At 71.7% G+C, this 20,830-nt stretch carries 13 protein-coding genes; 7 read left to right on the top strand and 6 right to left on the bottom strand.

Going from position 1 to position 20,830, the window contains the following annotated elements; translation table 11 throughout:
• Positions 1-136 precede the first annotated feature (136 nt).
• The gene (locus ACFYOB_RS30845) at positions 137-1,084 is read left to right on the top strand and encodes a GDP-L-fucose synthase family protein (protein ID WP_388565332.1); all 948 of its coding nucleotides are present in this window, start codon (positions 137-139) and stop codon (positions 1,082-1,084) included.
• A gap of 17 nt (positions 1,085-1,101) precedes the next feature.
• Here ACFYOB_RS30845 and ACFYOB_RS30840 read toward each other — a convergent pair whose 3' ends face one another.
• A complete protein-coding gene (locus tag ACFYOB_RS30840; RefSeq protein WP_388565330.1) occupies positions 1,102-2,568 on the bottom strand; it encodes a sugar transferase in 1,467 nt (488 codons plus the stop codon).
• Positions 2,569-2,949: 381 nt separating this feature from the next.
• On the opposite strand from ACFYOB_RS30840, the gene ACFYOB_RS30835 reads away from it, so the two are divergent.
• Positions 2,950-5,220 (top strand): M4 family metallopeptidase, encoded by a 2,271-nt coding sequence (locus ACFYOB_RS30835; protein WP_388565328.1) that lies wholly within the window; start codon positions 2,950-2,952, stop codon positions 5,218-5,220.
• A gap of 152 nt (positions 5,221-5,372) precedes the next feature.
• Here ACFYOB_RS30835 and ACFYOB_RS30830 read toward each other — a convergent pair whose 3' ends face one another.
• Both ACFYOB_RS30830 and ACFYOB_RS30825 read right to left on the bottom strand, forming a co-directional pair.
• Complete coding sequence (locus ACFYOB_RS30830; protein ID WP_388565326.1) at positions 5,373-6,035, bottom strand: hypothetical protein; 663 nt, start codon at positions 6,033-6,035, stop codon at positions 5,373-5,375.
• 158 nt (positions 6,036-6,193) lie between these two features.
• On the bottom strand, positions 6,194-7,732 hold the full coding sequence (locus ACFYOB_RS30825; RefSeq protein ID WP_388565323.1) for an MFS transporter: 1,539 nt from the start codon (positions 7,730-7,732) through the stop codon (positions 6,194-6,196).
• Positions 7,733-7,870: 138 nt separating this feature from the next.
• Here ACFYOB_RS30825 and ACFYOB_RS30820 point away from each other — a divergent pair, with 138 nt between their 5' ends.
• Positions 7,871-8,884 carry an Lrp/AsnC family transcriptional regulator gene (locus tag ACFYOB_RS30820; RefSeq protein ID WP_388565566.1) on the top strand — a complete coding sequence of 338 codons (1,014 nt, stop codon included), beginning with the start codon at positions 7,871-7,873 and terminating at the stop codon, positions 8,882-8,884.
• 4 nt (positions 8,885-8,888) lie between these two features.
• On the opposite strand, the gene glgP is transcribed toward ACFYOB_RS30820, so the two are convergent.
• Both glgP and ACFYOB_RS30810 read right to left on the bottom strand, forming a co-directional pair.
• A complete protein-coding gene (glgP, locus tag ACFYOB_RS30815; RefSeq protein ID WP_388565320.1) occupies positions 8,889-11,525 on the bottom strand; it encodes an alpha-glucan family phosphorylase in 2,637 nt (878 codons plus the stop codon).
• 429 nt (positions 11,526-11,954) lie between these two features.
• Positions 11,955-12,305, bottom strand: coding sequence for a hypothetical protein (locus ACFYOB_RS30810; protein ID WP_388565318.1), 351 nt, complete (start codon positions 12,303-12,305; stop codon positions 11,955-11,957).
• Between the two features lie 589 nt (positions 12,306-12,894).
• On the opposite strand from ACFYOB_RS30810, the gene ACFYOB_RS30805 reads away from it, so the two are divergent.
• From ACFYOB_RS30805 to glgB, 4 genes are all read left to right on the top strand, one after another.
• Positions 12,895-14,889 carry a maltotransferase domain-containing protein gene (locus ACFYOB_RS30805; protein ID WP_388565316.1) on the top strand — a complete coding sequence of 665 codons (1,995 nt, stop codon included), beginning with the start codon at positions 12,895-12,897 and terminating at the stop codon, positions 14,887-14,889.
• On the top strand, positions 14,886-16,595 hold the full coding sequence (gene treS / locus ACFYOB_RS30800) for a maltose alpha-D-glucosyltransferase (protein ID WP_388565313.1): 1,710 nt from the start codon (positions 14,886-14,888) through the stop codon (positions 16,593-16,595). The genes ACFYOB_RS30805 and treS overlap by 4 nt, the downstream gene beginning before the upstream one ends.
• Positions 16,596-16,746: 151 nt before the next feature.
• Entirely contained in the window at positions 16,747-18,198 is a 1,452-nt protein-coding gene (locus tag ACFYOB_RS30795; RefSeq protein ID WP_388565311.1) for a phosphotransferase, read from the top strand.
• A complete protein-coding gene (glgB, locus tag ACFYOB_RS30790) occupies positions 18,195-20,483 on the top strand; it encodes a 1,4-alpha-glucan branching enzyme (RefSeq protein ID WP_388565309.1) in 2,289 nt (762 codons plus the stop codon). Before ACFYOB_RS30795 ends, glgB begins: the two co-directional genes overlap by 4 nt.
• On the opposite strand, the gene ACFYOB_RS30785 is transcribed toward glgB, so the two are convergent.
• On the bottom strand, positions 20,473-20,817 hold the full coding sequence (locus ACFYOB_RS30785) for a thioredoxin family protein (protein ID WP_388565306.1): 345 nt from the start codon (positions 20,815-20,817) through the stop codon (positions 20,473-20,475). The genes glgB and ACFYOB_RS30785 overlap by 11 nt on opposite strands.
• Positions 20,818-20,830: the final 13 nt, after the last annotated feature.

Here is a 20,830-nt window from a genome sequence, read left to right as displayed (position 1 = left end):
CCGGCCGCGTTTGCGGCGGATTCCGCAGTGCAGCAAGGGAGGTGGGGGCAGAACTCCCGCGGAAGGGCGGCCGGAGCCGGTCCGGGCGTACGGACTGCCGCCGCCTCGGCGGGAGCGGACTGGCATCATCGGCGGTATGACAAGTTCGCTGCCGCTGCTGCCCCCGAACGCCCGTGTCTTCGTCGCGGGCCACCGCGGCCTCGTGGGGTCCGCGGTCGCCCGCCGGCTCACCGCCGACGGCCACGAGGTGCTCACCCGGGGCCGCGCCGACCTCGATCTGCGCGACGCCGCCGCGACCGGGGCGTACCTCAGGGACGTCCGCCCGGACGCCGTGGTGCTGGCGGCCGCCAAGGTCGGCGGGATCATGGCCAACAGCACGTACCCGGTGCAGTTCCTGGAGGACAACCTCAAGATCCAGCTCAGCGTCATCGCCGGTGCGCACACCGCCGGTGTGAACCGCCTGCTGTTCCTCGGCTCGTCCTGCATCTACCCGAAGCTGGCTCCGCAGCCGATCAGCGAGGACGCGCTGCTGACCGGCCCGCTGGAGCCGACCAACGAGGCCTACGCCCTCGCGAAGATCGCCGGCATCGTCCAGGTCCAGTCGTACCGCAAGCAGTACGGGGCCTCGTACATCTCGGCCATGCCGACGAACCTGTACGGCCCGGGCGACAACTTCGACCTGGAGTCCTCGCACGTCCTGCCCGCCCTCATCCGGCGCTTCCACGAGGCCGCCGCCGAGGGCCGCGAGGAGGTCACCCTGTGGGGCAGCGGCACTCCGCGCCGGGAGTTCCTGCACGTGGACGACCTGGCCGCCGCCTGCGCGGTGCTGCTCGGCGGCTACGACGGCGACGAGCCCGTCAACATCGGCTGCGGCGAGGACCTGACGATCCGGGAACTGGCCGAGACGGTCGCCGAGGTGACGGGCTTCCAGGGCAGGCTCGCCTGGGACACGTCCAAGCCGGACGGGACCCCGCGCAAGCTGCTCGACGTCGGCCGTCTGACCGCCCTCGGCTGGAAGCCCGGCATCCCGCTGCGGGACGGCATCGCCACCACCTACCGGTGGTGGCGCGAGCAGAACGGCTGATCCCAAACCAGAGCCTCTCAGTACGCTCCGCGGCCGTCGACGACGGCGCGGAGGGTACGGCCCATCACGTCGACGTCACTGGTGAAGGACCAGTTGTCGACGTACTGCAGATCGAGCTGGATCGTTTCATCCCAGGACAGGTCAGACCTCCCGCTTATCTGCCACAAGCCGGTCATACCGGGCCGCACGGTGAGCCGGCGCAGTTCGACCTCGTCGTACTTCGCCACCTCCTCCGGCAGCGGCGGGCGGGGGCCGACCAGCGACATGTGTCCCGTCAGGACGTTGACCAGCTGCGGCAGTTCGTCCATCGACGTGCGGCGCAGCAGCCGGCCCACCCGGGTCACGCGCGGGTCGCGGCGCATCTTGAACATCAAGCCGTCGTTCTCGTTGGACCCGGCCAGCTCGGCCTTGCGCGCGTCGGCGTCCACCACCATCGTGCGGAACTTCCACATGACGAACGGGATCCCGTCGCGGCCGATGCGCCGCTGACGGTAGAAGGCCGGGCCGCGCGAGCCGAGCCGTATCGCCAGGACGATCCCGAGGAACAGCGGGGAGAGCAGCAGCAGTCCGGCCGCGGCCCCCGCCCGGTCCAGGACCGACTTGAGCAGGGTCTGCAGGCCGCGGCCGACGGGCGGCGCGACCCGCAGCACGGCGAGTCCGCCCGCGGACAGGGTCTCCAGGCGCTTGACGGAAACCTCCACCAGTCCCGGGAAGACGGCCAGTTCCAGCCCGGCGTCGTGCAGGGCCCAGGCCACCCGGCGCAGCCGCTCCCCCGCGATCCGCGCGCCGGGGGCCACCAGGACCAGGTCGGCGTGGTGGCTGCGGACGGCTCCGAGCACGGCCGTGGAGTCGCCGGTGGGCGCCGCGGGCATCGCCGAGTCGAGCCGGGCCGCCACGGGCACCCCGCTGGCGAGGGTCCCGGCGCCGACCGGGACCACGCCCACGACCACGTACGGATGGTCGGTCCGCGCGGCGAGGTGGCCGATGACGTCCTCGGCGGCGTCGGGCTCCCCTATCACCAGGACCCGGCTGACGGCGTGGGCCTCGCGGCGGGCGGCCGAGAGGTGACGGTAGGTCAATTTGTGGCAGGCGACGGTGATCAGCAGGGCGGGCAGCAGTGCCCCGAGGGCGGAGAGCCGGGGTGTGTCCTCCTCGGTCACCACGCGGGCAACGGCCAGTACGCCGATCAGAATCAGCCAGTCGTGCACGACAGGCAGCACTCCGCGCGATTCTCCGAGCGCCCGGGCCGCGTACCGCCGGCGCAGCAACTGCACGCCGGTCCACGCCAGGGCGGCGCCGAGGGCGCAGTAGAGGGGCCGGACCTGCTGGGCGGCCGCGAAGACGAGTCCTACGGGAACGGCCGCGCCGAGGAAGTCGGCGGTGACGGCGGCGGGCAGGTACCAGCGGGCCTTGTCACCGAGGCGCCGTGCGGACTCATGGGCCGTTCCGGTCACCCTTTGCGCAGGAAAATGGACATGCCTCATGGGCCCCCCTGGCACGTGGTCTATGACAGCGACGAGTCTCCACGGCTTCCCCAGGCAGCGGACACCTGTCGCACCGGGAAACAGTACGACAAACACCCGTTCGCCAGTTGCCGTTTGGGGCATCACGACCTCCTGTTGCTCAAGTGTTAGCAACTGATATAAGCCGTTCCGCATCCCGGACGCCCCCTTGGCACGCAAAGGTGAATGGTTCGGATACCGGATATGACTGATCGGACAACGAACTGTTTCCGGCCAACCTTTTGACGCGCTCCTGACATCATGGCCAGCAGGTGGCACTCTTCGACCGTTCATCGCACCAGCCCTGATCTGCCCGGAGGCCCACCCAGCCATCCGGAACCCCCCTTGCAGAAGGAGTCTGCGTTGAGAGCCACCCCCCAGAGGCGTGCCACCGCAGCCGGCGCACTCGTTGCCGCGGCAGCCCTGCTCGCCGTCGGCATACAGGCCGGCACCGCGACCGCCGACGCCACCGCGTCGCAGGCCCGCCAGGCCGTCAAGTCCAACCCGGGCGCGGCCAACCGCGTACTCAGCGCTTCGGAGCGTGCGACGCTCCTCGCCGAGGCCAACTCGACCACCGCGCAGGCCGCCAAGGCGCTCGGCCTCGGCGGCGGCGAGAAGCTCGTCGTCCGCGATGTGGTCAAGGACGCCGACGGCACCACGCACACCACGTACGAACGCACCTACAACGGTCTGCCGGTGCTCGGCGGTGACCTCACCGTCCACGCCAAGGACGGCGTCACCAAGAGCGTGACCAAGGCGACCAACCACGAGATCAAGGTCGCGGACACCGACGCCACGGTCACCCCGTCGGCCGCGGAGGGCCAGGCGGTCGCCGCCGCCAACGCCGCCGGCTCCAAGGACGCCAAGGCCGCCAAGGGCGCCCGCAAGGTGATCTGGGCGGCCGAGGGCGCTCCGGTCCTCGCCTTCGAGACCGTCGTCGGCGGCCTCCAGGACGACGGCACCCCGAGCCAGCTGCACGTGGTGACGAACGCCAAGACCGGCGCGAAGATCACCGAGTGGCAGGCCATCGAGACGGGCACCGGCAACACGCAGTACAGCGGCCAGGTGACCCTCGGAACCTCCCAGTCGGGCAGCAACTACACGCTGACCGATGCCGGGCGGGGCAGCCACAAGACGTACAACCTGAACCACGGCTCGTCCGGCACCGGCACGCTCTTCACCGGCACGGACGACATCTGGGGCAACGGCCTGGCCTCCAACCTGGAGACGGCCGGCGCGGACGCCCACTACGGCGCTCAGGTGACCTGGGACTACTACAAGAACGTGCACGGCCGCAACGGCCTGCGCAACGACGGCGTGGCCCCGTACAGCCGGGTCCACTACGGCAACGCGTACGTCAACGCGTTCTGGGACGACTCCTGCTTCTGCATGACCTACGGCGACGGTGAGGGCAACAACAAGCCGCTCACCTCGATCGACGTGGCCGCGCACGAGATGACGCACGGCCTGACCTCGGTCACCGGCAACATGACCTACAGCGGTGAGCCCGGCGGTCTGAACGAGGCCACCTCCGACATCATGGCGGCGGCGGTCGAGTTCTACGCCAACAACCCGCAGGACGTGGGTGACTACCTCGTCGGCGAGAAGATCGACATCAACGGCGACGGTACCCCGCTGCGCTACATGGACAAGCCGAGCAAGGACGGCGGCTCCAAGGACTCGTGGTACTCGGGCATCGGCTCCATCGACGTCCACTACTCCTCGGGCCCGGCCAACCACTGGTACTACCTGGCCTCCGAGGGCTCCGGCGCCAAGGTCATCAACGGCGTGAGCTACGACTCGCCGACCGCCGACGGCCTCCCGGTCACCGCGATCGGGCGCGACGCCGCCTCCAAGATCTGGTTCCGCGCGCTGACCACCGGTCTGTTCAAGTCGAACACCAACTACGCGGCCGCGCGTACGGCCACCCTGCAGGCCGCCGCCGACCTGTACGGAGCCGGCTCGGCCACGTACAACAACGTCGCGCACGCCTGGGCCGGCATCGGCGTCGGCTCCCGTCCCCAGGTCGGCGTCTCGGTCACCAACCCGGGTAACCAGACCACCGTCACGGGCGGTGCCGTCAGCCTGCAGATCCAGGCCACCAGCAGCAACGCCGGTGCGCTGAGCTACTCGGCGACCGGTCTGCCGGCCGGGCTGTCGATCAACGCCTCCACGGGCCTGATCTCGGGTACCGCCACCACCGCGGGCACGTCCAACGTGACCGTCACGGTACGGGACTCGGCGAACCAGACCGGTACTGCGGCGTTCACCTGGACGGTCGGCACCACGCAGCCGAACGTCTTCGAGAACACCACCGACTACCAGATCGCGGACAACTCCACGGTCGACTCCCCGATCACCGTGAACCGCACGGGCAACGCCCCGAGCACCCTCAAGGTGGACGTGAACATCGTCCACACCTACCGCGGTGACCTCCAGATCGACCTCATCGCCCCCGACGGCACGGCGTACCGGCTGAAGAACACCTCCAGCTCGGACTCCGCGGACAACGTCGTCGCCTCCTACACCGTGAACGCCTCCTCCGAGGTCGCGCAGGGTGTCTGGAAGCTGCGGGTCAAGGACGTGTACGCGGCCGACACCGGCTACATCAACAGCTGGAAGCTCACGTTCTGACCCCCACGGGGCCGTGTGAGAAGAAGCTGACCAGATAGACCACGGGGCCGCCCGGGAGAAGACCTCCCCGGGCGGCCCTGTTCCATCGGACCCGACGAGGCCCGGCGCCCCTGTGCGGGACGCCGGGCCTCGTCGGTCAGAGTGCCGCCGGATCAGCCGATGGTGCGGAAGACCCGGTCGAGGATGTCCTCGTCGTCCATGTCGCCACGGGCCTGGTCCTGGCGGGCCTGGTCCTCACGGGCCTGGTCGTCACGGGCGGCCTGGTCGTCACGGGCCTGGTCCTGGCGGCCCTGGTCCTCACGGGCCTGGTCCTGGCGGGCCTGGTCCTCACGGGCCTGGTCCTCACGGGCCTGGTCCTCACGGGCCTGGTCCTCACGGGCGGCCTGGTCGTCACGGCCCTGGTCCTCACGGGCCTGGTCGTCACGGCCCTGGTCGCCCAGGCCCGCGTCCGGCTGGTCGACCGGCTTGAAGAAGACCGAGACGGCCTCCACGTCCTGCGCCCGCTGGCCCGGCTCCAGGACCCGCTCCGCCTTGCCGGCGCACGTCCCGTTGTCGAAGAGGACGGCCAGCGACTCCGTCTCGTTGTGCACCTCGACGGTGGGCTCCGAGCCGGCGGCGCGCGTCAGTACGTAGCAGGTGTCGTTCTCCGCGGGCCGGAGCTGCGCGCTGCGCTCGTCGCCCTGGTCGTCGACGAACTGGTAGTGCAGCGTGCCGAGGGTGCGGCTGCCGTTGTCGTCGGCCAACGACGGGCCGGCGGTGGGCAGGACGAGCGCGAGGGCGCCGGCGAAGACGGCGGCGGTGGTGCGAAGACGCATGGAAAGTCCGTTTCTCGGGGTCCGCGGATGCCGGGTCCGGTGGCATCCGCGGGCCAACGTAGGAGCGGACGGGGGTGGTGAAACGATTCGGCGGGCTCAGCGCGTTCGAAGGTTCACTCGTGAGATACCAGGGCCACCCGCCTTATGGCCGGGTGCAGTTACCGGCTGGCCGCAGGACTCCCCTGCGCCGGGGCCGCCTGCGCCGGGACCGCCGGGGCGCCCGGAGCCGGTCGCGGGCCGGTGCGGACCAGCAGGAAGACCGCCAGGGCTCCGGCCAGTCCCATCGCCCCCGAGACCAGGAACGTGTCGCGCAGCCCGCTCGCGAAGCCCGCGTCCACCAGCGCGGTCAGCGCCTCGCGCGCCGCTCCCGCCGGGGCCTCGGCGAGCAGCCGCCCGGCGCCGCCGGAGGCCAGCGGCTCCGACAGCTCCCGGCCGCCCTCACCCAGGCCGCCGCGCAGCCCGGCGTGGAAGACCGCGCCGAGCACGGCGATCCCGAGGGCCGTGCCCAGCTGCCGCACGGTGTTCAGGGCTCCGCCGGCCATGCCCGCCCGGGCCGGGGCCACGGCCGCCATCGCGGTCGCGGCCAGCGCCGGGGTCGCGGCTCCCACTCCCACGCCGGTCACCAGCAGCCCCGGCACCATGGCCGGCCAGCCGTCACCCGCGTCCAGCATCCAGGCCAGGATCAGCGCGCCGACCCCGATCAGCAGCAGCCCGCCGCCGATGGTCAGCCGCGCCGGCATGGCGTGCAGCAGACGTCCGGCCACCGCCGAGACGACGAGCGCGGCCGCGGCCATCGGCATCAGCACCAGGCCCGCCCCGACCGGGGTCATCCCCCGGGCGGACTGCAGCCAGAGGGAGACGTACATCAGGTACGAGAACGCCGCGCCCGACAGCAGCAGTGCGGCGGCCATGACCGCCACGAAGGTGCGGCTGCGGAACAGCGCCAGGTCCAGCATCGGGCGGGAGCTGCGCAGTTCGACGAGGACGAAGGCGGCGAAGGCGGCGGCGGCGAGGCCCAGGAGGCCCAGCGTGGTGGGCGAGCTCCACCCGTTCTCGCCGCCGCGGATCACGGCGTACGTGACGGCCCCGGCGCCCGTGGTGAAGGTGGCCATGCCCGGCAGGTCGAGGCCCTTGGCGTGCGGATCGCGGGACTCCGCGACGGCCTTGAGGGTCACGTACACGGCCAGCGCGCAGACGGGCAGGTTGATGAAGAAGATCCAGCGCCAGCCGAAGTGCTCGGTGAGCAGCCCGCCGATGACGGGGCCGGCCGCGGCGGCGGCGCCGTTGACCGAGCCCCAGACGCCGAAGGCGATCCCGCGGTCGCGGCCTTGGTACGCCCCGCTGAGCAGGGCCATGGTGGTGGCGAACATGGCGGCTCCGCCGATGCCCTGGACGGCGCGGAAGGCGATCAGCTCGTCCGGGCCGGTGGCCAGCCCGCAGACGAGCGAGGCCGCGGCGAACAGCACGAGCCCCCCGAGGTAGACGCGGCGGCGGCCGATCCGGTCGGCGAGCGAGCCCGCGCCGAGCAGCAGGGCCGCCAGCGCCAGCGCGTAGACGTCCATGACCCACTGGAGTCCGGCGAAGCCGGTGTGCATGTCGGCGGCCATGTCGGGCAGGGCGACGGTCACGATCGTGACGTCGACCAGGAGCATGAAGGCCCCGAGGCAGACGGCCGTCAACGGCAGCCATTTGCGCATGGGAGTTCTCCTCTGATTGCGGAGGGGCGGAGGGACCCGGGGCGGATCCCGGTGACCCCAAGTTCTCAGCGCCCCGCACCGCACCCCCACCCAGACGCCCTCACTTGCCGGATTTCCATCACCGAAGCCTCTGTCATGATGGAAACCGTGAACGACACGGAGCTGGACGTACTCGACCGTTCGCTGGTCCAGGCCCTCACGATCGACGGCCGGGCCGCCTTCAGCCGCCTGGCCGAAGTCCTGGAGGTATCCGACCAGACCGTCGTGCGCCGCTACCGGCGCTTGCGGACCGCCGGCCTGATCCGGGTCGTCGGGCTGCCTACGGGCAGCCGAGTCGGGCTGTTCGAGTCCTGGCTGCGGGTGCAGTGCGCCCCGGACGCGGCGCTCCCGGTGGCCGAGGCGCTCGCCCGCCGCCCGGACATCGCGTGGGTGACCCTGAATTCGGGCGGCACGGAGATCCACTGCATGACCCGGTCCCGTACCCGCAAGGACCGGGACGGCCTGCTCCTGGACAAACTGCCGCGCACCCGCCGGGTGACCGGCATCAGCGCCCACACCATCCTGCGGAAGTTCTTCGGCGGACACGACGCCTGGGTGGGCCTGGACGTGCTGCGCCCCGACCAGATCGCGGCCCTGGAGCGGCCGCGTGTCGAACCCGCCCCGGACCGGTACGCCCTGGACGAGGCGGAGCTCGCGCTGCTCGCCGTACTGGGCCGGGAAGGACGCGCCGGATACCCGGAACTCGCGCGCGCCACCGGCCTGACGGAGTCCACCGCCCGCCGCAGGCTGGAGCGGCTGCGGGACCTCGAAGCGCTCTTCTTCGACGTGGAGTTCGTACCCGCGCTCTTCGGCTACGAGGCGGAGGCGACCTTGGTACTGACCGTTCCGCCGGCCCGGCTCGCGGAGGTGGGCGCCGCACTGGCGAGCCACCCCGAGGTGGCCTTCGCGGCGGCCGTGACCGGAGCGGCCTCCTTGGTGGCGGTGGTGGTGTGCCGGGACACCGAGGCCCTCTACACGTACCTGACCGAGCGGATCGGCGCGGTGGACGGCGTCGGCCAGGTGGAGCTGATCCCGACGCTGCGCAGCGTCAAACGGGCCGGGATGCTCGTGGAGGACGGGCGGCTGGTGGACCCGCCGCCCGTCCCCCGGTGAGGGGTCACCGCAGCAGTACGCCGCCTCCCGCGTCCGAGTCCACCGGGGCGGCGACCAGGCCCAGTTCGGCCGGATTCGCCAGCAGCGGGTGCGCGGGCAGGATGCGTACGGTGTATCCGTAGGGTCCCGTACGGTCGAGGGCGAGCGGGCCCTCGTACACCCAGCGGCCGTCCAGGTCGGGCCCGGCGGCCGGCTTCAGCGGGAAGGTCCGCCCGTCGCGGATCACGTCCTGCGGATCCACCCGCCCGGCGAAGGCCTGCACCTCCACGTCCTCGGGCGCCAGCGCCTCCAGCGACACCTGCACGCGCAGCGTGAGGGTGGCCCCGAGCTCGGCGGTGCCGCCCACCGGGGCCGCGGCGAGGGCTTCGACGTGTTCCACGCCGACCCGCGGCCAGGCGGCCCGGACCCGGCCCTTCCACCAGGCGAGGTCCCGTGCCGCGTCGGGGGTGAGGGCGCGGTGGGCGAGCGCGGCCGGCGCGTACAGCCGTTCCACGTACTCCCGCACCATCCGCCCGGCCAGCACCTTCGGCCCCAGCGAGACGAGCGTGCGCCGGACCATCTCGATCCACCGCGCCGGGAGCCCGGTACGTCCGACCCGGTCGTAGAAGCGGGGCGCGACCCGGCCTTCGATCAGCTCGTAGAGCGCGTTCGCCTCCAGGTGGTCCCGGCGGTCCTCGTCCGCGCCGAGTCCGTCGGCGGTCGGGATGGCCCAGCCGAAGTCGGGCTCGAACCACTCGTCCCACCAGCCGTCCAGCACGGACAGGTTGAGGCAGCCGTTCAGCGCGGCCTTCATCCCGCTGGTCCCGCACGCCTCCAGCGGCCGCAGCGGGTTGTTCAGCCAGACGTCGCAGCCCGGGTAGAGCTTCTGCGCCATGGCCATGCCGTAGTCGGGCAGGAAGACGATCCGGTGCCGCACCCGCGGGTCGTCCGCGAACCGCACCAGCTCCTGCACGAGCCGCTTCCCGCCGTCGTCGGCCGGATGCGCCTTGCCCGCCACCACGATCTGCACGGGCCGCTCCGGGTCCAGCAGCAGCCTGCGCAGCCGCTCGGGGTCGCGGAGCATCAGGGTCAGGCGCTTGTAGGAGGGCACGCGGCGGGCGAAGCCGATGGTGAGCACGTCCGGGTCGAGTACGGAGTCCACCCAGCCCAGTTCGGCGTCGGCGGCCCCGCGCTGGCGCCACGAGGCCCGCAGCCGGTCCCGTACCTCCTGGACCAGCTGCTCGCGCAGCACTCGCCGCAGGTCCCACACGTCCTGGTCGGGGATGTCGGCGACCGCGTCCCAGCGGGCGGAGCCGCCGACCGACAGGGCGTCCTCGGTGCGGCCGGCGCCGATCTGGCGGGCGCCGAGCCGGACGACCTCCGGGGCCACCCAGGTCGGTGCGTGCACCCCGTTGGTCACCGAGGTGATGGGCACGTCGGACGGGTCGAAGCCCGGCCACAGCCCGGCGAACATCTCCCGGCTGACCGCGCCGTGCAGGGTGGACACCCCGTTGGCGCGCTGGGCCAGGCGCAGCCCCATGACGGCCATGTTGAACACCCCGGGGTCGCCCCCCGGGTAGGACTCGGCGCCCAGCTCGAGGATCCGGTCGACCGGTACGCCGGCCAGCTCCCCGCCGTCCCCGAAGTGCCGGGCGACCAGGGCCCGGTCGAACCGGTCGATACCGGCGGGGACGGGGGTGTGCGTGGTGAACACGGTTCCGGCGCGGACGGCCTCGACGGCGGCGTCGAAGTCGAGGCCCTGCTCCCTCTCCAGTTCCCTTATGCGTTCGAGTCCGAGGAAACCGGCATGCCCCTCGTTGGTGTGGAAGACCTCGGGGCCGGGGTGGCCGGTGAGCCCGCAGTAGAGGCGGACGGCGCGGACGCCGCCGATGCCCAGCAGCATCTCCTGGAGCAGCCGGTGGTCGCTGCCGCCGCCGTACAGCCGGTCGGTCACCTCGCGGGCCGCGGCGTCGTTGTCCTCGACGTCGGAGTCGAGGAGGAGCAGGGGCACGCGGCCGACGCGGGCCTGCCAGATGTGTGCGTGCAGGGCGCGGGCGCCGGGGAGGGTGAGCGAGATCCGGGCCGGGGAGCCGTCGTCCTGGCGGAGCAGGGCGAGCGGGAGTTCGTTGGGGTCGAGTACGGGATAGTGCTCCTGCTGCCAGCCGTCGCGGGAGAGCGACTGGCGGAAGTAGCCGTGCCGGTAGAGCAGTCCCACGCCGATGAGCGGGACGCCGAGGTCGCTGGCGGCCTTCAGGTGGTCCCCGGCGAGGATGCCGAGGCCGCCGGAGTACTGCGGCAGGGCGGCGGTGATGCCGAACTCGGGGGAGAAATAGGCAATGGCGGCGGGCAGTTCCGTGCCGTTCTCCTGGCTCTGGTACCACCTCCCGCCGTTCACGTAGTCATCGAGGTCGGCTGCGGCGACGGCGAGCCGCCGCAGGAATCGGCGGTCGCCGGCCAGCTCCGCGAGGCGGGCGGCGGGGACGGCGCCGAGCAGCCGGACGGGATCGCCCCCGGCGGCCTGCCAGCCCTCGGGGTCGACGGATTGGAAGAGTTCGCGGGTCTCCGCGTGCCACGACCAGCGCAGGTTGCGCGCGAGGTCGCTGAGCGGCAGCAGGGTCTCCGGGAGGACGGGGCGCACGGTGAATCGACGGATAGCCTTCACGTGTTCCACCTTCGCAGGGGATTACGGATCGGAGCGGCCGCACCACGCTGTGCATCCGCGCATCACCCCCGGAAGGCTAGCGCCGCCCCGTCCTCGCGGCCATGCCGCCTCGGGCGGGCCCGTACGGCAGGTCGGCGGTATGAACGCTGGGGCGGGGGCTCCGCCGGGCGCCTGGCTCCGGCCGGACCTCGCGGCGGTGGTCGAACAGGCGCGGCGCTCGGCGCCGGCCACGCACGCGCACCAGGAGTTCCTGCGCGAGGCGGCGGCCCGGGTGGCGCCCCCGCCGGCGGATCTCGGCGCCGGACACGGTGCCGTTCGCATTGTGGTGCGCGGCCGGGCTCCCCCGACGACCTCCCCGAGGCGCTGTGGCGACGCACCGTGGAGGGCTGGGCGGCGTGGTCGCCGCCCGCACGTCCCCGTCCGCCGCCCCTAGTGGGTGTCCACGTTCCACTCGGCCGGCAGGTCCGCGTCGCAGAACACGCACACGAACCACGCGTCGCGCACCACGTTGCATTCCCCGCAGGCGGTGCAGCGCCGGAACACCACCGCGTGCGTGAACCCTTCGGGACGCCCGATCCCGGCCCGGTCCAGCGCCTCGGCCACCGCCCGCCAGGACGCAAGGTCGGGGCAGTAGCCGGTCGACAGGTTGCTCACCTCGTCCGCCTCCCACGCCGGTTCTTCACCCGGGCGGGCGATGAAACATATCTCCCCGGCCGCCAGTACCGGATCGCCGCCCGCGCACGCCACGTGCTCGCTGCGCCGTGGGGCGAGCCGAAGCACACCCGCCCCGTCCACCACATAGGTGCACGGCTCGGTGAGAACGCCGTCCCACTCCGTGAGATCACGAGCAGTCCGTACCGACCGCCCCCGAACCCCGGACCGCACGGGACCGGCCAACTCCGGCGGTCCCACATAGCGGTACGCCCGCATTCCGGCATCCACGTTTCGCCCCCCATTCTCCCCGTTCGTCCCCGTGGCCCGACGGACCTGAAGTAACCCGTGGGACTGATGAGAAGCACGTTGTCCGTCACTACATCAGGTAGTCCTGGCCGACTTGACGGAGCCCCGGCGGATGTCGATCCGGGGCTTGGTATCGGGCGTGCCACTACGTACGAGTAGTTAACCAAGCGCGCGGATTGGGCGGGGAGAGAGTGGGAAGGGCTCACCGGGTACACGTCGTACACGCACGGCGCACCCGCCCCCAACCTCTCCCGCCACCCGAGTGAACGCGGACAGGAGCGGCCATGCCCGCAGCCCAGCCGTCCACCGAGCGGCTAGAAACAGAGCGAACAGAGCGTGCACTACCAGCCGCGATACCGGCTGGCCTGTTGTCACCGAGCCCTGCGAACTGCCCCCAGGTGAGCCCATCATGATCGGTCGCATTCCCGTGCTGGACGTCCGCCCCGCCGTCGACTGCGGCGCCAGACCCGCCAAGGCGGTCGTGGACGAAGTCTTCGAGATCTCAGCCACCGTGTTCCGCGAGGGACACGACGCCGTCTCCGCACACGTCGTGTTGCGGGATCCGAGCGGGCGGCTGCGGCCCCCCGTGCCGCTGCGCGAGCTCGCCCCCGGAACCGACCGGTGGGGGGCCCGGGTGTCCGCCGATACCGAGGGGAGGTGGACGTACACCGTCGAGGCGTGGAGCGACCCGGTGGCCACCTGGCGGGCCCACGCGGCGATCAAGATCCCCGCCTGGATCGACACCGGCCTCACCCTCCTCGAAGGCGCCGAGCTCTACGCGCGCGCCGGCGCCCGGATCCCCAAGCGGGACGGCCGCGAGGCCGTGCTGGCCGCCGCCGAGGTGATGCGCGACGAGGACCGGCCGGCCGCCGAACGGTACGCGGCCGCCCTCGCCCCGGCCGTGGACGCGGCGCTCGCCAAGCGCCCGTACCGCGAGCTGGTCACCTCCGCCAAGCCGCTGCCCCTCCTCGTCGAACGCAAGCGCGCCCTCTTCGGATCCTGGTACGAGATGTTCCCCCGCTCCGAGGGAGCCGTCGTCGAACCCGGCGAGGCTCCGGTCAGCGGGACCTTCCGGACCGCCGCCGAGCGGCTGCCCGCGATCGCCGCGATGGGCTTCGACGTGGTCTACCTGCCGCCCATCCACCCCATCGGGAGCACCTACCGCAAGGGTCCGAACAACACGCTGTCCGCCGGTAGTTGGGACCCGGGCGTACCCTGGGCCATCGGCTCCACCGAGGGCGGCCACGACGCCGTGCACCCCGAACTCGGCACCATCGAGGACTTCGACGCCTTCGTCGCGCGCGCCCGGGAGCTGGGCCTGGAGATCGCCCTGGACTTCGCCCTCCAGTGCTCCCCCGACCACCCCTGGGTGGAGAAGAACCCGCAGTGGTTCCGCCACCGCGCCGACGGGACGATCGCGTACGCCGAGAACCCGCCGAAGAAGTACCAGGACATCTACCCCATCCACTTCGACACCGACATGGCCGGCATCGTCGAGGAGACCTGCCGGATCCTGCGGCACTGGATGGACCACGGCGTCCGCATCTTCCGGGTGGACAACCCGCACACCAAGCCCGTCGTGTTCTGGCAGAAGGTGATCGCGGACATCAACAAGTCCGACCCCGACGTGATCTTCCTGGCGGAGGCCTTCACCCGTCCCGCGATGATGCGCGCCCTGGCCGCCGTCGGATTCCAGCAGTCGTACACGTACTTCACCTGGCGCAACACCAAGGCCGAGATCACCGAGTACCTGACCGAGCTGTCCGACACCCCGTCGGCCTGCGTCATGCGGCCGAACTTCTTCGTCAACACCCCCGACATCCTCCACGAGTACCTCCAGCTCGGCGGCCGGCCCGCCTTCGAGGTGCGCGCGGTGCTCGCCGCCACCCTGTCCCCCACCTGGGGCGTCTACGCCGGCTACGAGCTCTGCGAGAACACCCCGGTGCGGGAGGGCAGCGAGGAGTACCTGAACTCCGAGAAGTACGAGCTGCGGCCGCGCGACTGGGCCGCCGCCGACCGCGAGGGCCGCACCATCGCCCCGCTGATCACCACCCTGAACCGGATGCGCCGCCGCAACCCGGCGCTCCAGCAATTGCGCGACATCCACTTCCACTCGACCGACAACGAACAGGTGATCGCCTATTCGAAGCACGCGGAAGGCAATTCCGTACTGGTGGTCGTCAACCTCGATCCGCACCACACCCAGGAGGCGACGGTCTCGTTGGACATGCCGGTACTCGGCCTCGACTGGCACGGGTCCCTCGCGGTGCGCGACGAGCTCACCGGCGATACCTACCACTGGGGCAGGGCCAACTACGTGCGCCTAGAGCCGGGCCGCACGCCCGCGCACGTACTGGCGGCTCTGCGACCGTCCCCGCCCACCGGAGGGTCACCCACCACATGATGATCAACGATCCCGTCCACGACACCTTCGAGGACACCCCCGCCAAGGACCGCGATCCCGACTGGTTCAAGCGGGCCGTCTTCTACGAGGTCCTCGTCCGCTCCTTCCACGACAGCAACGGCGACGGCGTGGGGGACCTCAAGGGGCTCACCGCCAAGCTGGACTACCTCCAGTGGCTCGGCGTCGACTGCCTCTGGCTGCCGCCGTTCTTCGCCTCACCCCTCCGCGACGGGGGCTACGACGTCTCCGACTACACCTCGGTGCTCCCCGAGTTCGGCGATCTCGCCGACTTCGTGGAGTTCGTGGACGCCGCGCACCAGCGCGGTATGCGGGTGATCATCGACTTCGTCATGAACCACACGAGCGACCAGCACGAGTGGTTCCAGCAGTCCCGCAAGGACCCCGACGGTCCGTACGGGGACTACTACATGTGGGCCGACAACGACAAGCAGTACCAGGACGCCCGCATCATCTTCGTCGACACCGAAACCTCGAACTGGACGTACGACCCGCTGCGCAAGCAGTACTACTGGCACCGCTTCTTCTCGCACCAGCCGGACCTGAACTTCGAAAACCCGGCCGTCCAGGAGGAGATCGTCTCCGCCCTCCGCTTCTGGCTGGACCTCGGCATCGACGGGTTCCGGCTCGACGCCGTCCCGTACCTGTACGCCGAGGAGGGCACCAACTGCGAGAACCTGCCGCGCACCCACGAGCTGCTCAAGCGGGTGCGGGCGGAGATCGACGCGCACTACCCCGACACGGTGCTGCTCGCCGAGGCCAACCAGTGGCCCGAGGACGTCGTCGACTACTTCGGGGACTACGCGAAGGGCGGGGACGAATGCCACATGGCGTTCCACTTCCCGGTCATGCCGCGCATCTTCATGGCCGTACGAAGAGAGTCCCGCTACCCCGTCTCCGAAATCCTGGCCAAGACCCCGGCGATCCCGGACCGCTGCCAGTGGGGCATCTTCCTGCGCAACCACGACGAGCTCACCCTCGAAATGGTCACGGACGAAGAGCGCGACTACATGTACGCCGAGTACGCCAAGGACCCGCGGATGCGGGCCAACATCGGCATCCGGCGCCGGCTCGCCCCGCTCCTGGACAACGACCGCAAGCAGATGGAGCTGTTCACGGCACTGCTGCTGTCGCTGCCCGGCTCGCCCGTCCTCTACTACGGCGACGAGATCGGCATGGGCGACAACATCTGGCTTGGCGACCGCGACGGCGTCCGCACGCCGATGCAGTGGACCCCGGACCGCAACGCCGGTTTCTCCTCCTGCGATCCGGGCAGGCTGAACCTGCCGGTCATCATGGATCCCGTCTACGGCTACCGGGTCACCAACGTCGAGGCCGCGATGTCCTCGCCCTCGTCGCTGCTGCACTGGACCCGTCGGCTGATCGAGGTCCGCAAGGCGAACCCTGCCTTCGGACTCGGCTCGTACACCGAACTGCCCTCGTCCAACCCGGCGGTGCTCGCGTTCCTGCGCGAGTTCGGGGACGACCTGGTGCTGTGCGTGCACAACTTCTCGCGCTTCGCGCAGCCCACCGAGCTGGATCTGCGGCGTTTCAACGGGCGGGTCCCGGTGGAGCTCACGGGTGATGTGCGCTTCCCGCCGATCGGCGAGTGGCCGTACCTGCTGACCCTGGCGGGACACGGCTTCTACTGGTTCCGCCTGCGCACCGAGCAGCGCGCCGAGCAGTAGCCGGGTACGGGGCGGGCAGCGCGAATGGGTCAATCGCCCGCCCCTGTACGGATCATCCTGACCCGACACTCGCACACGCCGGAGAAGCAACTGCCGCACATCCGGGACACTCTGCGCATTCTGTGACGGCCCGGGGAAAGGACGCGACGCCATGTCGGAGGCTGCATCCGCCCGGAGCCGGCTGACGGCCGACCGGGCCGCCGGGATCGGCCCGCTGGAACCGATGCTGAGGGCCTGGCTGCCCGCACAGCGCTGGTTCGCGGGCAAGGGCCGCACCATCGGCACACTCAAAGCCGTATCGGCGGCCGAACTGCTGCCGCCGGGATCCACCCCCGGACTCCTGCACCTGCTCCTCGACGTCGACGGGGACTGCTACCAACTCCTGCTGGGCATCCGCCCGTCCCTGCCGCCCGCGCTCGCGCCCACACTGATCGGGCACGCCGAGGACGGTCCGTACGCGGGCCGGGCGGTGTACGAGGCGCTGGGCGACCCCCGGCTCGCCACCATGCTGCTGGAACGATTGCGCTCCCCCGGCAGTCTCGGCCCGCTCCGCTTCGACCGGGACCCGGACGCGCCGGTGCCGACCGGGCTCGCACCCCGGCCGCTGTCCGGCGAGCAGACCAACTCCTCTTTGATCTACGGGGATTCGTACATCCTGAAGGTGTTCCGCCGGGTGGGCCCCGGGGTCAATCCGGACCTGGAGCTGCCCCGGGCCCTGGCCGCCGCCGGCTGCGCCCGGGTCCCGGCGCCCGTCTCCTGGTACGAGGCCGAGCTGCCCGGGAGCGAGCCGCTGACCCTGGGCGTGCTCCAGCCGTACCTGCGCGGCTCCGACGACGGCTGGCAGCTCGCCCTGCGCCGGCTGGACGCCGGGGAGGACTTCACGGCCGAGGCGTACGCGCTGGGCCGGGCCACCGCCGAGGTGCACAGCGCGCTCGCCGCCGCGCTGCCCACCGTGGCGCTCGGCCCGGAGCAGACCGCCCGGCTCGCCGCCGGGATGACGGCCCGGCTGGCCGCCACCGCCCGGGAGGTGCCCGCGCTGCGGCCCTACGAGACGGGGCTGCGGGGGGCGTTCGACGCGCTGGCCGCCTCCCGGGGGGCCGGGGTACCCGCCCAGCGGATCCACGGGGACCTCCATCTGGGGCAGACCCTGCGTACCCTCGACGGCTCCTGGTCGTTGATCGACTTCGAGGGAGAGCCGGCCCGGCCGCTGGCCGACCGGCGCCGCCCCGAACCGGCCGTTCGCGACATCGCCGGGATACTGCGCTCCTTCGACTACGCCGCGCGCTCGCACCGGCCGTTCGCCCCCGCCTGGGCGGACGACTGCCGGGCCGCCTTCTGCGAGGGCTACGCCCGCACCACGGGCCGCGACCCCCGCGAGGACCCGGTGCTGCTGCGCGCGTACGAGACCGACAAGGCGGTGTACGAGGCGCGTTACGAGTCCCGGCACCGCCCCGACTGGCTACACGTCCCGATGGCCGCGATCCGGCGGCTCTCCGAGCCGCAGCGGCCCGCCCACCGGGTACCGCCGACCCCGCCCGTCCCCGGCTCCATCTCCGCGCATCCCCAACCCCATCAGAAGCCCCCGAGGAGGCCGCTCGCGTGAGCGCCGCACGACAGCCGTCACCGACCGTCCACGACGAAGCCGCACCCGTCCCGGCGTCAGCCAAGAAGCCGCGCGCGCCACGGGCCCGCCGCCCCGCCCCGCCCCGCGGGGTCCGGCCGGCGCCCGCGCTCGGCGCGGAGGAGCGGGCCCGGCTGCTGGAGGGCCGCCACCACGATCCCCACGCGGTGCTGGGCGCCCGTGCCCAGCGGGGCGGGGTGGCCGTCCGCGTGCTGCGCCCGTACGCCAAGACGGTCACCATCCTCGCCAAGGGGCTGCGCACCGAGCTCTTCGACGAGGGCGACGGGCTGTTCTCCGGGCTGCTGCCGCTGACCGGGGTGCCGGACTACCGGCTGCTGGTGGCGTACGACAGCGACGAGATCGAGATCCACGACCCGTACCGGTTCCTGCCCTCGCTCGGCGAGCTGGACCTGCACCTGATCGGCGAGGGCCGCCACGAGCAGCTGTGGAAGGCGCTCGGCGCCGAGCCCATCGAGCACCAGGGGGTGGCCGGCACCCGGTTCACGGTGTGGGCGCCCAATGCCCAGGGGGTCCGGGTCACCGGTGACTTCTCGTACTGGGACTCCGTCGCCTACCCGATGCGCTCGCTCGGGTCGAGCGGCGTGTGGGAGCTGTTCCTGCCGGGCGTGGGCGCCGGGGCGCTGTACAAGTTCGACATCACGCGCCCCGACGGCAGCCACACGCTGCGCGCCGACCCGATGGCCCGCTCCGCGGAGGTCCCGCCGGCGAACGCCTCACGGGTGACGGCGAGCGAGCACGAGTGGCGGGACGCGGAGTGGATGGCGAACCGCGGCGCCCGCGCACCGCACCAGGCCCCCTTCTCGGTGTACGAACTGCACCTGGCGTCCTGGCGGCCCGGGCTCTCCTACCGGCAGCTCGCCGAGCAGCTCCCCGCGTACGTGAAGGAACTCGGGTTCACGCACGTGGAGCTGATGCCGGTCGCCGAGCACCCCTTCGGCGGCTCCTGGGGCTACCAGGTCACCGGCTTCTACGCGCCCACCTCGCGGATGGGCACCCCGGACGACTTCCGCTTCCTGGTGGACGCGTTGCACCGGGCCGGAATCGGGGTGATCGTCGACTGGGTGCCCGCGCACTTCCCGCGCGACGACTGGGCGCTCGCCGAGTTCGACGGGCGTCCGCTGTACGAGCACCAGGACCCGCGGCGGGCCGCCCATCCGGACTGGGGGACGCTGGAGTTCGACTACGGCCGCAAGGAGGTCCGCAACTTCCTCGTCGCCAACGCCGTGTACTGGTGCGAGGAGTTCCACGTCGACGGGCTGCGCGTGGACGCTGTGGCCTCGATGCTCTACCTCGACTACTCGCGCGGTGAGGGCGAGTGGGCGCCGAACGAGCACGGCGGACGGGAGAACCTGGACGCGGTGGCGCTGCTCCAGGAGATGAACGCGACGGTGTACCGGCGCTGCCCCGGCGTGGTGACGATCGCGGAGGAGTCCACGGCGTGGGACGGGGTCACCCGGCCCACGGACTCGGGCGGGCTGGGCTTCGGCCTGAAGTGGAACATGGGCTGGATGCACGACACCCTGCGCTACATGTCGAAGGAGTCGGTGCACCGCAAGTACCACCACCACGACATGACCTTCGGGATGATCTACGCCTTCAGCGAGAACTACGTGCTGCCCATCTCGCACGACGAGGTGGTGCACGGCAAGGGCTCGCTGGTGTCGAAGATGCCCGGCGGGGACTGGTGGCAGCAGCGGGCCGCGCACCGGGCGTACCTGGGCTTCATGTGGGCCCACCCGGGCAAGCAGCTCCTGTTCATGGGACAGGAGTTCGCCCAGGGGTCGGAGTGGTCGGAGACGTACGGGCCGGACTGGTGGCTGCTGGACGACTCCTACGCGGCGGCCGGCGACCACCGTGGCGTGCGCACCCTCGTGCGCGATCTGAACCGCGCGTACACGGCGGCGCCCGCCCTGTGGGAGCGGGACACCGTGCCGGAGGGCTTCGCCTGGGTGGAGGCGGACGCCGCGGAGGACAACGTCTTCGCCTTCCTGCGGTACGCGCAGGACGGCTCGCAGCTGCTGTGCGTGTCGAACTTCTCGCCGGTGGTCCGGCACGGGTACCGGATCGGCGTCCCGGAGGACGTCGCGCTGTGGCAGGAGGTCCTCAACACGGACCAGGAGCAGTACGGCGGCAGCGGCGTGCGCCACCTGCAGCCGTTGCGGCCCGAGCCGGTGCCCGCGCAGGGCCGGCCGGCGAGCCTGCGGATGACGCTCCCGCCACTGGCGACGGTCTGGCTCAGGCCGTAGCGAGCTGCTCCTCCAGTTCCTGCAGCAGGCGGCGCTTGGCCCGGGCGCCGACGATCTGCTGCACGGGCTCGCCGTCGCGGAAGACGAGCAGGGTCGGCATGGACAGCACCCCGTACCGCGTGACGGCGGCGGGGTTGCTGTCCGCGTCGATCTGCACGACCTTGAGGCGGTCGGCCTCCTCGGCGGCGATCGCGGACAGCACGGGGGCGAGCTGGCGGCAGGGGCCGCACCAGTCCGCCGTGAACTCGACGAGGACGGGCCTGCCCCGCTCGCCGAGCACCTCCGCCTCGAAGTCCGCGTCGGTCACTTCTGCGACACCCTGTGCGTGGATCATGCTCGTGTCCCCT

This window comes from Streptomyces sp. NPDC006463 (assembly GCF_042870715.1).
Lineage (GTDB): Bacteria > Actinomycetota > Actinomycetes > Streptomycetales > Streptomycetaceae > Streptomyces.
Note: the sequence above shows the minus strand (reverse complement) of the source record. Positions and strands in the feature narration are given on the sequence as shown.

Excerpts from the sequence above, each read along its gene's own strand:
- ACFYOB_RS30840 (WP_388565330.1), bottom strand. The coding sequence starts at position 2,568 with ATGAGGCATGTCCATTTTCCTGCGCAAAGGGTGACCGGAACGGCCCAT.
- treS (WP_388565313.1), top strand. The coding sequence starts at position 14,886 with ATGATGATCAACGATCCCGTCCACGACACCTTCGAGGACACCCCCGCC.
- ACFYOB_RS30820 (WP_388565566.1), top strand. The coding sequence starts at position 7,871 with ATGGAAACCGTGAACGACACGGAGCTGGACGTACTCGACCGTTCGCTG.
- ACFYOB_RS30785 (WP_388565306.1), bottom strand. The coding sequence starts at position 20,817 with ATGATCCACGCACAGGGTGTCGCAGAAGTGACCGACGCGGACTTCGAG.
- ACFYOB_RS30795 (WP_388565311.1), top strand. The coding sequence starts at position 16,747 with ATGTCGGAGGCTGCATCCGCCCGGAGCCGGCTGACGGCCGACCGGGCC.
- ACFYOB_RS30845 (WP_388565332.1), top strand. The coding sequence starts at position 137 with ATGACAAGTTCGCTGCCGCTGCTGCCCCCGAACGCCCGTGTCTTCGTC.
- ACFYOB_RS30805 (WP_388565316.1), top strand. The coding sequence starts at position 12,895 with ATGATCGGTCGCATTCCCGTGCTGGACGTCCGCCCCGCCGTCGACTGC.
- ACFYOB_RS30825 (WP_388565323.1), bottom strand. The coding sequence starts at position 7,732 with ATGCGCAAATGGCTGCCGTTGACGGCCGTCTGCCTCGGGGCCTTCATG.
- ACFYOB_RS30830 (WP_388565326.1), bottom strand. The coding sequence starts at position 6,035 with ATGCGTCTTCGCACCACCGCCGCCGTCTTCGCCGGCGCCCTCGCGCTC.